Source organism: Saccharibacillus endophyticus (assembly GCF_013185185.1).
GTDB classification, from domain to species: Bacteria; Bacillota; Bacilli; order Paenibacillales; family Paenibacillaceae; genus Saccharibacillus; species Saccharibacillus endophyticus.
This window is the reverse complement of record NZ_JAAZWE010000003.1, coordinates 351,328-363,468: the sequence shown is the minus strand read 5'-3', so window position 1 is coordinate 363,468 and position 12,141 is coordinate 351,328. Positions and strand designations below refer to the sequence as shown.

Below are 12,141 nucleotides of genomic sequence, written 5' to 3'. Positions count from 1 at the left end.
AAAGCTTAATGGATCTACCTCAGCGCGCCTCGCAAAAATTCAAGGAAATCGCCCTGCATCGTACCGAGCGGCAGAATCTGCTTCATGATCTGGAACCGCCAGCGCTGGCCTTGAACATTAAATGACCACGAGACGGATAGCCCTTGTTCGAAGCTAAGTTTGGAATCCAACAGATCGGAAGTCGCAAATTCAACCTTATGTACAACCTTAGTGACGAGAAAGTTCAGAAAAAGAATAACGATCTTCTCTTCATTCATTAATAAGATGGCCTGATTCGTCGTGGCGGACAGGCTTTGTGCTTTGGCGTAACAGATTTGCATAGAAGACTCCTGATAAGGAGCGGCTAACCGTAGAAGCAATTTTTTATGAATAAATAGCATAAATCATGACCTTTCTGCAGACATGCAAGACTGCACTAATTTTCTTTTTATCGAATATTGGCCGCAACGGCCTCGCGAATCGATGTCGAACCTTCGTTCAACTCCAAAATCTGCCGCCCGATCCGAGGTTCATGCAGCAGTTCGGCTAAGGTCGCGGCCACGTCCTCCCGAGCGATTTGTCCGTGGAATTCAGCCGGTCCCATCGAAACGGTGCCGACGCCGGGATCGTCAACCAATAGGGACGGTCGAAGAATGATCCAATCCAAATCGCTGCGGCTCAGCCGAATATCGGCTTTCTTTTTCGCGGCAAAATAATATTCCTCATCCTCGCTCAGATTGCGTTCGCGCCAGGATTCCGGAAGCACGGACACCAAGATCAAACGTTGGATGCCTGCCTTCCCCGCCGCTTCGATCGTTCTTGCCACGCCGTCGTCATCAATCGCCTTGGTCACTTCCCGACTGCCGCCGTTGGAACCTGCACTGAATATGATGACGTCGACACTACCGAATGAAGTCGCCAATTGATCGGCAGGCAGACTTGCAATATCGCCGATCTCCGTCTGGATTCCGCGCGCCGCAAGTTCGGTCTGCTGATCTGCGCGCCGCACGAGTCCGCGCACCGTATCGCCTTTTTCCAGAAGGATTTGTGCCAATAAGCTGCCGATTTTCCCCGTAATCCCGATGATAAAGACGTTCGAATTCTGCTTGTCGCTCATTTTATTCCGTCCTTTCGCATACCTCGCATTGACCCGATTCGTTGCTGCCTGCAGCGAGCAGCATGCCGTCGGATTGCAGGCCCAGCGTGTGCGTGCAGCCTGCGGCGACGGCTACGATGTCACGCCAATCGCCGACGTCGCACTGTCCGTATTCGTTGGAACCTGCGGCGATAACCGTTCCGTCTTTTCTCAAGCCTACGGTGTGATAGCTGCCTGCCGAGACGATCGATAAATACTGCCATGACCCCACCTGACATTGACCCTGCCGGTCAGAACCCGCCGCGACTGCCGTTCCGTTTGCCTTCACCCCTACGCTATGCAAATATCCGGCGGCGATAACTACAATATCGCGCCAGCGATCGGATTCGTCCAGACCGTATTGACGATTGCCCGACCTTCTCACCGTTCCGTCCGATTGCAGACCCAGCGTATGCCAATCGCCTGCAGCAATCGCTACAATATCGTGCCAGTCGCTGACTTCGCATTGTCCTTCGTCGTTTCGCCCGGCTGCAACGACAGTGCCTTGCGCGGTCAAGCCGATCGTGCGACGCCAACCGGCAGCGATCGCGACGATGTCCCGCCATTCGCCGACTTCGCATTGACCTTGCCGGTTCCAGCCTGCGGCTGCCGCCGTTCCGTCCGATCGCAAGCCGACGCTGTGCGAGCTTCCCGTATTGTTAGCTTTATGCACGTTGGCAGCAGCCACGGCAACGATGTTCCGCCAGCCGTCGACTCCGCACTCGCCCTGACGGTTGTCGCCCGCGGCGAAGACGGTTCCGTCGGGACGAAGAGCAAGACTGTGTCGACGGGCGGCAGCGAGCGGCTGTTGAACAGGAACAGGAATCGGATTCAATCCGATCAGCTCGCGCCATTCCGCAGCAGCCGTGCCCTGTACGTCGATCCCGCTATCTTTCGATTCCGTGAACGCCAGCCACTGCCAATCTTCCCCTCCGACAAAAGCAATCCGCGAACCTTTTTCCAACAATTCCATGAAATGATGCGCCAGTATGTACCCGTGTCCTTGACCGTCGGCATGACTCAAGTACACGACAGGAGGATCGTCGCTGCTTTTTACGTCGAATGCTGCATAATCGCCGTTTCCTACTTCCATAAAGGCCAGCTTGTCATGCCACACTTTGTCGTACTCATCCTCGGGATTGGGGAAAACACGCTCGATGCATTCCCTTTTTCCCCTCGTCGATCTGCGGCAGCTGCAGAAGATTCCAATGGATTTGCCCGCTAAAAATATTATGGTACGGTTCGGGGAATTTATAATCGTCGGGCATAAACCAACAGAAGCTGAACTCTCCGGCAATGTGCAGCAGAGCCTGTTTGAAGCTGCTCGGCAGAGATAGGCCTAATTGATGTTCGACACGTTCGATTTCTTGTTCGGTAGCGGGCGGGCGGATAACGAGTTCTTGAACTTCGCCGCCCAGAGATCGGATAGCCTCGGAAATCGCGTCGATACGCCCTTTGAATTCGGCAAGTGAAAGAGTCATGATGTACGCCTACTCTTCTTGTTCATACCGCTTCAAGAAACTTGCGGCAAGCTCGGCTTCCGTCATCTGCACGACCGTTTCGTTCTCCAACTGCTCCGCCTCGTCGTCATCCGTCATGGACACGAAAAAGACGATGTCGGTTTTGGATTGTCCGTATTGCCGGAACACTGCCTCGTCCGTATCGCGTACGACTTGAACGATGATCTCGATGATCCGGTCTTTGTAATCATAAGCATTGTCGATCTCCTGCAGGATGTTACTAATTCCGTTTAGGTGCGTATTCCCTCCATATTGATACTCCGAGCAGCCCCAGCGATAGTAGATTTCGTCCGCTTCCGTGCCGCATAAGTCTTTTTGCTTCATGTCCGCGATATGGCGAGCCAACGATTCTTCCGTGTTGACCGCGAGGAATAAGGTACCGAAGTCGCTGTCGGTTCCGAACGCGCAGACGTAGACTTTTTCGCCTTGAGCTTGAGCGAGCGTATCGGTGAGGTCCTGTAGGAAGTTGGCTTTGAAATGCGTTTCGAATCGAGTCAGAAAATCAGTCATCGGCAGGCTCCTTCTTTGTTCGTTTGAATATGTACTTTCATGGAAAGCTACCTCTTGTTCATTTCGATTTTTTGGATTCATCAATAAAAGATTCGTTCAGCAATTTGTTCATCGTCGCGATCGCTTTTTCCATGCCCTCGTATAGTTCTTGTATCGTTCGATAGTTCTTTTTATGTACCGGCTGCTCCCAGTTGTTATCTTTTATGATCCAGATCACGAATCTACTTATGCCTTTATACCATCCAACATCCAGTACATAACCTTGCGGATAGCTCACTTGAACCAAATCTTCGTTAATCCAATCTTGATCGGTGGAGTCGAAAGGGCTTAGCTTAAACGGATCATATGTGACTATGCCTGGTTTAAAATCGTAGGATTCAAACATCTATTTTCTCAACTTTCACGACTTTATGATTTTACGGCGTTTTTCCGGTTTCTTTTAAAAGCGTACGCAGCAAGGTATCCGAGCGCGACGAATCCTACAGCAGCCAGACAAGCCAATACCGCACCCCAAGTTATGGTTTGCGTCAGTGCATAATAAATAAACAGGCCCATCAAAAACGATGAGATCAAATTCGACAGCATCTTTTTCAACTTCATCAGCTCCTCTCGGCTATTCGACTCCGCGATACGGGTGCGAAGCTTATACCCTATAGAACGCGTTATGCCTTGCTTTTATCACCTTATCATCATTTGGAAATTTAGGAAATCCTATAAAAACACCAAATAAGGCACCGAGCGTATGCCCGATGCCTTTCACTCAAACCAATAGAGCCTGTTCGATCTGATCCACGATGCCGTTAATCCCCGTCGGCCCGTAACAACCGATCCATGTGGCGGCATCGACCGGATGAATCTGTTGCGACTCAGTCTTATCCAACATGCCTCGGACGCGCTGCTCAGTCACCGTTCTGCCGTCTTGAAGCATTTCGTTGCTCAGCAAAAAGTAATGGCTGGCCTGCACGGCGGGAAGTCGATCCACCGAAATGTGGTATGCCGTATCCGAAGCGTCTGCCACGAATAAAGGCGCGGTCAGGCCCAGATCCCGATACAACACCGCACCCGTGCGATGAGCGGCCGAATGCACCCGAACCAGAGAATCGAGCGGACGGATCAATGCCACGCTTTTCCCGGCAAGTACAGGCGCCAATTCCTCGGACAGCAAAGCCGTTCGACGCTCATAATCCGCAAGGATGCGCTGGGCCTCTGCCCGTTTGCCTGTCAGTTCGCCGAACAATCGCAGAATGGTCTGCCAATTCTCGTTGCGCTTGAACATTAACACGGGAGCGATCCGGCTTAACCGTTCGACATAAGGATCATGAACTTCGGTGCAGATGATGAGGTCCGGCGATCCTTTTTCCACGGCAGTCAGATCCGGGTATTCATAGGTTCCCAGCAGCTCCGTATCTTGAAGTCCTGCCCGGATATACTGCGGAAATTGGACGGATCGGCTCCCCGAACCCACGCTTCCGACCGGGGGCGATCCCAGTGCCAGCAGATGATCCGCGTATTGGATATCGAGCACGGCGATGCGCTGCGGCGATTGCGTAACGGTATACTCGCCCCGCATATGGCAGATCACCGGGCCTTGCGGAGAATCGTAGGAAGAGGCCGTTCGATTTCCAAGCAAAGCCGCTGCATAGTCCGCGTCCGTTTTGGACACTTTGGCAAGCCGGTAATGCAGCGGAGGAACGCCGTAAACCTTTTTAAAAGCCCGGCTGAAATAATACGTATCGCTGTACCCGATGCGCTCCGCGATTTCCCCGATCGAAGCCTCCGTATGGTGCAGCATCCGAGAAGCATTTTCCATCCGCAGCTGAATCACGTACTCCATCGGCCCCACCTGCTTTTCCTGCTTAAAGCGCCGCTGCAGCTGCCTGACGCTGCATCCGGCGAGGGCTGCCAGGTCTTTCAGCTCCAAGTCCTGACGATAATGCGAGGCGATATAAGATGCGACCACTTCGACCAGATCGAACTCCGCCCCGCCTTGACCGCATTCGTATTCCATAATCAGCTCGTAGATCATCCCTTGCAGCAGCGCATTGGCGTGGAAACATTCCAACCCTTCGCCGCGGCGCCATTTAGAGATGATCTTTTCCGCGGTCTGCACCCATTCGGTTTGCAGCATCGTGCTTTGGATGAAGGAGATTTGCAGCGGGTGTTTGCGGTACGAGGGCAGGTCATGAGACACGCCTTCCAAGGAAGAAGCTTTATAGGTAATCACGATATAATAAAGATCATCCGATCCGGACGTCAGCGTAAAGGAAGCGCCTTTTACCACATGGCAAGCAAAAGAAGCTCCAATGCGGCAAACTTCGCCGTTCATTGTAAGCTCCCCTTCCCCGCCTACCGCCAGCAGCAGCATATTCGAGGTCGATTTCGTTTCGTCAAAAGTCAGCGCATGGCCTGTCTGTAACGTACCGCTATACCCGTCCAACATCTTGATCGTCGTATCGCTCCATAGGCTGCTTTGTTGTTGCGGCGGCATGTTCTCAACTCCTGACAAGGTAAGATGATTACTGTTGTCATTTTAGTTGAGATTTATTCTCAGTGTCAATTTTCGGGCATTTTCTGCAATACTCGTCGGACATTCGGTAGTAAAAGCAGCAGGTGATCCGTTCGCTTTTGGCTACCCGTATATCGTTCTCGCAGGTGGTGAATCGGGTAAACGGGTTCTTTCTCTGATCAAATGCCGTGCCGGGCGCTTCTTGGGTCAGATAGGAAAAGTCGGCTTGGACATGCGGATTTGGCTGCTCGACGTTGTCTGCATCCGGTGCATATAACGGCCCGATTCGCACCATGATATTTTCCCATAAAATGCTCATAGGCAGCGAAGACACGGTTGAAAGCATCTGCAGCAGCGGAGAGAGTTGAGACGCGAACATCTCTTCGACTGCTTTTTCCCTTTTCGAACTTCGATTGTTCAGGAGTGATTCCGATTGAAGAGCATGAACCGCCAGAAAAGGAAACCGGGTCATCGACGGGTCTGCAAGCACGGGATGATACAAAAAGCTGCTGCGCAGATCGAACGAAACCCGCTGCTGATGAAAAGTCATGGCCTTCACCAGCGGAGCGGTCCACAAGTAGCCGATCCGCTTGGCGAGCATGGAAGCCGCGACACGTTTGTCCGGCGCATCGATGTATTCCCGGAACCATTCGACGTAGACTGCGCATGCCTCTTCTTCGTACAGTACGCTTAACGCAATGGTGCGGACACTCTGTTCAGGCGGCTCGCCCAGCAAGATCGAATGCTTCTCCGCTGTTTGTTTCCACAACTCGCTTGAGAGGTAACGGTCCATATTAATTCGCTCCGAGCAGTGCTTCCGAAGCTTGGTCGATGATCAGATTGATCGCAAGCGGGCCGTAATAAGCAATCCAGAGCGTGGAGTTCACGTCGTAAGTGCGGCCTTCTTTTACCGCGTCGAGAGATTTCCATACCGCATTGTTAGCCATGGCTTCCGCTTCCGCGGCGAACAGTTCATCCGACAGCACGAAGTAACGATCCGCGTCGATCTCGGGTACTTTTTCCATGGAGACTTCGATCGAGCCGTCTTCGCCGATTTGTTTCGCGAATTCCGGCATGTTCAAACCCAGATCCTGATACAAAATTTGACCGATGCGGTGCTCGATGCCGTGCACGCGAATGCCTTCTTTTCTCGGACGAATGACGGCTACCGTCTCATCGCCCAATTTCTCGGTCAGCTGCGCTTTGAGTCCGGCTGCTTTTTCTTCATAAGCCGTGCGCACCTTTTCCGCTTCGTCCTGCTTATCCGTAATCTGCGCGATCGTAGACAGCGTGTCGCGCCAGTCTTCGTAGAAATCAAGCACGAGCGTAGGCGCGATTTTGCTCACGCTCTCGTACTGTTTTTCTTGAAAATCGGTCATGATGATCAGGTCAGGGTTCAACGCCGTGATCGCTTCCAAGTTGGGTTCGTCGCGCGTGCCGAGTACCTGTACGCCGCTCGGTTGATCGCCCAAATATTCCGGGTAATCAGTGTTGCCGCCCGCGATGACGCTGCCTGCCGGTTTCTCGCCGACCGCCAGCATCTGATCCAAAAACTTCACGTCGAGCACAGCGATGGTTTTCGGCTTGGATTCAAGCGTCAGTTCGCCCTTCATATGGGTGATCGTGACCGGGTAAGACCCGCCGGATTCCGTGGTCGGTGCCGTGGTTGTAGGCGCAGGCGTCTCGGTCGGTGCCGGCGTTGCCGCAGCCTGGTTGCTATTATTCGCGCCTGCTCCGCCGCCGCAAGCCGTCAGGATCAGAACAAAGGCCAACATGCAGCCCATCAGAAATCGTGATTTGTGAGCAGCGCAGCTTGTGCTTCCAGCCGCTTGCCTTTTTGGTGCTTGATTCATGGTGAATCCCCCTTATGTATGATAATGATTTTCATTATCGGATATATAGGGGAGTATAAAGGATTTGGGCTTGGCGGCGCCATGTACTTTTGCGACATACGGGTCGGACTAATGCGACAAACAAAAAAATCGCAGTGTACGAACGATTCAAAAATCGTCGGTACGCTGCGCTTTTTTCCCAAGAAAATCAATTTCGGCTTGCTTTGAACGTTGTGACCGCAACGGCCAGCTTTTCCCGAGCCTGTTCCAACTCTTCCCCTATTTCCGATTGTTTCAGCGAAGACTCCGCTTTGTTGATCCCGTATTCGAGCGTGCGGAGCGACGAAGCGGTATATTGTCCTTCCTCTTTGCCGATCGGCGAATCCAGCAGCGGACGGGCTTGCTTCAGATCATCCGATAGGCGCATGCCTTCCAAGAAAGCCCAGTAGGCGTTGATCACGTTCGCGGATGCGACGGTCATCTCGTTTTTTCTTACTTTGGCGCCGATCGCGGACTGCATCGCTTTTGCGGCTTGCTCGTAAATTTCCCGCTGCAGCATGACTTCTTTTGCGCTGGACCCGGCATCTTCTATTTTAGCGGCGTAATTTTCTTGATAGCGCTGCAAAAAGTCGATACTTTTCTGCAATTCAATCGGTTCCCGGTCATTGGCATCCGCATCGACGGACAAAAAATGCTTGTAAGCGGCCTGTACGCCCGCCTCTGTCGAGTCGGCTGCAAGCTTGGCCTGTGCTTCTTTGATTCCTTTTAAAGCAAATCGTTCAATCTCGTTTAACGCATGTTCGTTTTCGCCGTTCAAAACGAACGCTTTCTCGTACTTCAATATTTTACCGAGCACCTCCGCGCTGCTGACCGTGCCTTTGTTATACCGGTCGATCGACTCCTCCAGTCTGCGCGAGGCGTAGTATATTTGATCCGCAGACGCTTTCGGATCGAGAGCAACCTTATTGGCCCGATGCCGGGCTTGCTTCAACTGTAGCAGCAGGCTCTCCGACGAGTAGAAGTCGGAAGCCGCTGCCGTGCTTAGATTCATCATTCCCAGCTTGATCAAAGCTTTGCGGGAAGCCGAGATCGAATCTTTTTTCGGATCGACCGCGATGACGGGCGCAACGACTTCCGCCTGCACGCTCGCGGCCGAAGCCGAAACCTGTCGAACCGATTGACTCGTTTGTCCGTCTTTTTCGACAGCAAAGGTATGCGGCAGCGTATAAGTTCCGCCCGTCGCAGTCGAAACGGCCAATACCGCCAATGACCACTTTTTCCATTTCTTCGAATGTCCTCTGCTCAAACAAACGCCTCCTTTTCTAGCCAACCTTTTTCCGATTCCATCTGTTTAAACGATTCCGGTAAAGTCGAACCTAAAAAACCTTCCTTTTCCAAAAGGAGGCCTTTTTCAGAGAAGTATTGGTTAACACATGCTCGGCGGTCAGCGCATCGAGTGTACGGCAAATGCCCGACCAATAGCAGCAGAATACATTCATTTTATTCAGTAATGACTTCAAGTTTAAAACTATTCCCTATATCTTCATTCTTTCCAGAGCATCCATCAAAACTATATTCAATACCATTCCGGGTCTCTCTGGTCAAAAATGACTCACACGCTGTAGATTGTCTTTTACCTGTTCCATGTTTATCTTTCGAATGGTCAGATCTGAATTTAATTTCTTTACCATCGAATTGAATATCATAGAATATTGGATCTCCTTCAACCGTGAATCGAGTAATTCTGATTTTATCTTTAACGTTTTGCAAAATGTTCTGATTAAATTCTTCTATCCTTTGAGCATTCGATACTTGTCCGTGCAAATCTACAATCTCTCCCTGCCTAATAGCTGCTTCAACATCATAAGGCTTTGACATACTACATCCGGCTAAAGAAATAATTAAAACTGATGCAAAAACCAGTACACCGTTTTTCATTAGTTCTCCTCCACATTCATTTTAGCTCTTCGATTCTGGTTTCCAAATCTTTTATTGTACGTTCCCATTTCTGACACTCTCCGCTCTCTTCCCATAGTTCTTTTAATTCGGATTCCACATCTTAGTCAGCGAGCGCACGTTTTATGGTTGCCTTTGCTTCATCGATCGACCTTAGATCATTAAGATCAATCGCCTGCATCATGATCAAAATGGGGATATATATGGCCATCAAGCGTGCTAACAGCTTCGTTTCTTCATCGACTTCCCCATATACGTCGAAAAAGGTTGGGCGCGCATTCGGAGGTAAAAAGCTGTATACAACATTCAAGTCGCAAGCCGGATGGCCGATGTTAATGTCTCCCCAGTCGATAATGCCTGAAATCTTTCCGTTCTTATCCACCAGCATATTTTTGAAATGAAGATCGCCATGAAGGAATGTATGCTTTGGCTTCACTTTTTTAATTGAAAGCTGTTTTAGATAATTCGCTAAAGCGAAGTACTCTTCTTCGCTTAAATGAGAGGAAATGTTCGAAAGGAATTGATGCATCTTTTCTTTGCGCAGCGCAATATCGGTCAGATTTCGATGATCATGTCGAACTCCGTTTTCTTCGGCGATCCGCACGGGGAATGCATGTAAGTTTTTTAGAAATACAGCAAGGGTGGTTGCCGAAACAGCACGCTGCTCGTCCGTCAATCCGATCGGAAATTCGCCGGATAAATAAGAGTAGCCCAAAAAGGGTGCCGGATAACCATATTTACCCTCCCCAAAAAATAAAGGCAGCGAATATTCAATCGAACAATAGTCTTTAAGCTTGGGCAGTATGTTTTTCTCTATCGTTAACGAATGAATCGCAACTTCTCTTCTCGGAAATCGGAATACGTATTCGGTCCCGACGAGATAAACCGTATTGTCCCAGCCGTGGCCTAGCTTTTGTATGCGTTTTGAAGCCAACTGCGGAAACTGATTGCTTATTAATTGATGCGCTAATTCTTCCGACACTTCCCATTCTGCATCCCATTGATTCGAACCGCCCATACCTGCTTACCTCCATAAAACCAAAATTCCATTCGCTTGACCTTGCACCATACGCTATCGCACTAATGATTCTTGCTATTTCCTGCCTTTGTTACATCATTACCGCCGCTTGTATATTTTATTAATCAATAGGATATTGTGAATACGAATCTTTTGATTGTTTGAGTATCATTTCGTCGATTTTTTCTAGCAAAGCTTTTGCAGCCTCTATATAACGTTTTTCAAAAACTCCAGTACATTTCATTATTTAAATTTTTTACGCACCATTGGTAATGACCATCGCTACAATCTTCGGAATAGAAATTCGCAGAAATCATACTGAATACCAATACATAAAAATAGAGTTTTTCTCTTACTTCTTCACCTAGAGTACTCATAATTAAATCTAAGTATCTTTCCAAAATATTTGCCTTCAATTCGTTGTACATATCAAAAAACACCCAACCTGTAGCAACATCAAATAAGTAATCTCCATACATCGTCATCAATCCAAAATCGATCAAGCCGGTAATTTTACCTTCTTCATTAATAAGTACATTTCCGGGATAAAAGTCACCATGAATCAACGAATGATGCCCTTGATATTCAAACGATAAAATCTCCAGTATTATTCGTAATTTTTCTTCGTAGTTCATAACGTCTTCCGAAAAATGTCCCTGCAACTCTTTCTGTTTTTTTACAAGATATTGTTTCAATACATCATGCCAGTCCTTCTGTTGCGATGCAGGAATTCCATGATCGTCAAATAACTTATATCCTTCGAAATTCGGATCCGGTTTCACTGCTTGCATTTCTAAATTTGCCGAAAGGTAATTTTTCATTACGGTTTCTAATTGTTCATCATTCATTCGCGATAACACATTCTCCATATTCTCCCCGATGATTCGTTTTTCAATCGTGACGACTATATCATCTTCATCAATGATATTGTAAATATAGGGGAATTCAAAACTAATATCATTAGATTGAATAGAATCGTAGAAACGTTTTAAAATTCCTTGTTTTTTGTAATTGGATGTACCCTGGTATATTTTTAATACTTTATCTTCGCCATAACCGTAGACTTCCGCTTCCATTCCAGAACCTATCAAATCTTTTTCATTAATGTTGTATCTTTTTAGTACTTTTAATTTTACGTCTGTATTGGATATCATGAGCAAGTACCTCCCTTATATTTTTCAAGACAGTATGAATGCCGGACCCCTTAGCCACTCAGCGTGAATATAGTCTTATCTGATCCCCACTGCCTGAGTTGTAAACAATTTCTCAAAAAAAGGAAAGAGAGAATTTCTTCTCTCCTTCCCTTCTTAAAAAGACAACCATCCATTGGTTCGATAATCATGAGGTACAGGCTTAAAATAGACTTCATTGCCAATATTGTTCTTGAACTTCATTCTAAATCTTCTTTGAGTGAGCTTTCGAATCGATTTAACTTCGTGATTATAAAAATACTTCGTTCTTCTGTGATTTCGAAACTCGTTGAGTCTCTTGATTCGAGGGTCGAAATCTCTTTTGTACCTGATTTGAGCATCCAAATACTTGTTAAACTGTTCCAATTCCCATGCTTCAACTTCATCGTTATCGAACAATAAGATCCCCGGTACTTACTTTTATATTTACCTGTTAAGGTACAGAGTAACGTACCTAGAGATCTATAACATAAGGAGGTATCAAGCTATGGCCTC

General features: G+C 48.5%; 14 protein-coding genes. All 14 read right to left on the bottom strand.

The window, feature by feature from the left end:
* Window positions 1-14: 14 nt before the first annotated feature.
* Window positions 15-320, bottom strand: coding sequence for a hypothetical protein (locus HRQ63_RS12925; RefSeq protein WP_229714179.1), 306 nt, complete (start codon window positions 318-320; stop codon window positions 15-17).
* A gap of 107 nt (window positions 321-427) precedes the next feature.
* Complete coding sequence (locus HRQ63_RS12920; RefSeq protein ID WP_172244289.1) at window positions 428-1,096, bottom strand: SDR family oxidoreductase; 669 nt, start codon at window positions 1,094-1,096, stop codon at window positions 428-430.
* A gap of 1 nt (window position 1,097) precedes the next feature.
* Window positions 1,098-1,958 (bottom strand): RCC1 domain-containing protein, encoded by an 861-nt coding sequence (locus HRQ63_RS12915; protein WP_172245068.1) that lies wholly within the window; start codon window positions 1,956-1,958, stop codon window positions 1,098-1,100.
* A gap of 283 nt (window positions 1,959-2,241) precedes the next feature.
* Window positions 2,242-2,595, bottom strand: coding sequence for an SMI1/KNR4 family protein (locus HRQ63_RS25915; RefSeq protein WP_229714178.1), 354 nt, complete (start codon window positions 2,593-2,595; stop codon window positions 2,242-2,244).
* A 9-nt stretch (window positions 2,596-2,604) separates the two neighbouring features.
* Entirely contained in the window at window positions 2,605-3,144 is a 540-nt protein-coding gene (locus HRQ63_RS12905) for a DUF4303 domain-containing protein (RefSeq protein ID WP_172244287.1), read from the bottom strand.
* Window positions 3,145-3,202: 58 nt separating this feature from the next.
* Window positions 3,203-3,529: a hypothetical protein gene (locus tag HRQ63_RS12900; protein ID WP_172244284.1), complete on the bottom strand. Its 327-nt coding sequence runs from the start codon at window positions 3,527-3,529 to the stop codon at window positions 3,203-3,205.
* Window positions 3,530-3,552: 23 nt separating this feature from the next.
* The gene (locus tag HRQ63_RS12895) at window positions 3,553-3,738 is read right to left on the bottom strand and encodes a hypothetical protein (protein ID WP_172244281.1); all 186 of its coding nucleotides are present in this window, start codon (window positions 3,736-3,738) and stop codon (window positions 3,553-3,555) included.
* Window positions 3,739-3,904: 166 nt separating this feature from the next.
* Window positions 3,905-5,632: a helix-turn-helix domain-containing protein gene (locus HRQ63_RS12890; RefSeq protein ID WP_172244278.1), complete on the bottom strand. Its 1,728-nt coding sequence runs from the start codon at window positions 5,630-5,632 to the stop codon at window positions 3,905-3,907.
* A gap of 37 nt (window positions 5,633-5,669) precedes the next feature.
* Window positions 5,670-6,443, bottom strand: coding sequence for a ferric iron reductase (locus HRQ63_RS12885; protein WP_172244275.1), 774 nt, complete (start codon window positions 6,441-6,443; stop codon window positions 5,670-5,672).
* 1 nt (window position 6,444) lies between these two features.
* The gene (locus tag HRQ63_RS12880; RefSeq protein WP_172244272.1) at window positions 6,445-7,503 is read right to left on the bottom strand and encodes an ABC transporter substrate-binding protein; all 1,059 of its coding nucleotides are present in this window, start codon (window positions 7,501-7,503) and stop codon (window positions 6,445-6,447) included.
* A gap of 187 nt (window positions 7,504-7,690) precedes the next feature.
* Window positions 7,691-8,788, bottom strand: coding sequence for a hypothetical protein (locus HRQ63_RS12875; RefSeq protein ID WP_172244269.1), 1,098 nt, complete (start codon window positions 8,786-8,788; stop codon window positions 7,691-7,693).
* Window positions 8,789-8,982: 194 nt separating this feature from the next.
* Entirely contained in the window at window positions 8,983-9,420 is a 438-nt protein-coding gene (locus tag HRQ63_RS12870; RefSeq protein WP_172244266.1) for a DUF4362 domain-containing protein, read from the bottom strand.
* Between the two features lie 121 nt (window positions 9,421-9,541).
* On the bottom strand, window positions 9,542-10,456 hold the full coding sequence (locus HRQ63_RS12865; RefSeq protein ID WP_172244263.1) for a phosphotransferase: 915 nt from the start codon (window positions 10,454-10,456) through the stop codon (window positions 9,542-9,544).
* Window positions 10,457-10,677: 221 nt separating this feature from the next.
* Complete coding sequence (locus HRQ63_RS12860) at window positions 10,678-11,610, bottom strand: aminoglycoside phosphotransferase family protein (RefSeq protein WP_172244260.1); 933 nt, start codon at window positions 11,608-11,610, stop codon at window positions 10,678-10,680.
* Window positions 11,611-12,141 lie beyond the last annotated feature (531 nt).

What these genes read in the sequence shown, in the direction of transcription:
- HRQ63_RS12870 (WP_172244266.1), bottom strand. Translation starts at nt 9,420, where the DNA reads ATGAAAAACGGTGTACTGGTTTTTGCATCAGTTTTAATTATTTCTTTA.
- HRQ63_RS12900 (WP_172244284.1), bottom strand. Translation starts at nt 3,529, where the DNA reads ATGTTTGAATCCTACGATTTTAAACCAGGCATAGTCACATATGATCCG.
- HRQ63_RS12925 (WP_229714179.1), bottom strand. Translation starts at nt 320, where the DNA reads ATGCAAATCTGTTACGCCAAAGCACAAAGCCTGTCCGCCACGACGAAT.
- HRQ63_RS12920 (WP_172244289.1), bottom strand. Translation starts at nt 1,096, where the DNA reads ATGAGCGACAAGCAGAATTCGAACGTCTTTATCATCGGGATTACGGGG.
- HRQ63_RS12865 (WP_172244263.1), bottom strand. Translation starts at nt 10,456, where the DNA reads ATGGGCGGTTCGAATCAATGGGATGCAGAATGGGAAGTGTCGGAAGAA.
- HRQ63_RS25915 (WP_229714178.1), bottom strand. Translation starts at nt 2,595, where the DNA reads ATGACTCTTTCACTTGCCGAATTCAAAGGGCGTATCGACGCGATTTCC.
- HRQ63_RS12880 (WP_172244272.1), bottom strand. Translation starts at nt 7,503, where the DNA reads ATGAATCAAGCACCAAAAAGGCAAGCGGCTGGAAGCACAAGCTGCGCT.
- HRQ63_RS12905 (WP_172244287.1), bottom strand. Translation starts at nt 3,144, where the DNA reads ATGACTGATTTTCTGACTCGATTCGAAACGCATTTCAAAGCCAACTTC.
- HRQ63_RS12885 (WP_172244275.1), bottom strand. Translation starts at nt 6,443, where the DNA reads ATGGACCGTTACCTCTCAAGCGAGTTGTGGAAACAAACAGCGGAGAAG.
- HRQ63_RS12890 (WP_172244278.1), bottom strand. Translation starts at nt 5,632, where the DNA reads ATGCCGCCGCAACAACAAAGCAGCCTATGGAGCGATACGACGATCAAG.
- HRQ63_RS12860 (WP_172244260.1), bottom strand. Translation starts at nt 11,610, where the DNA reads ATGATATCCAATACAGACGTAAAATTAAAAGTACTAAAAAGATACAAC.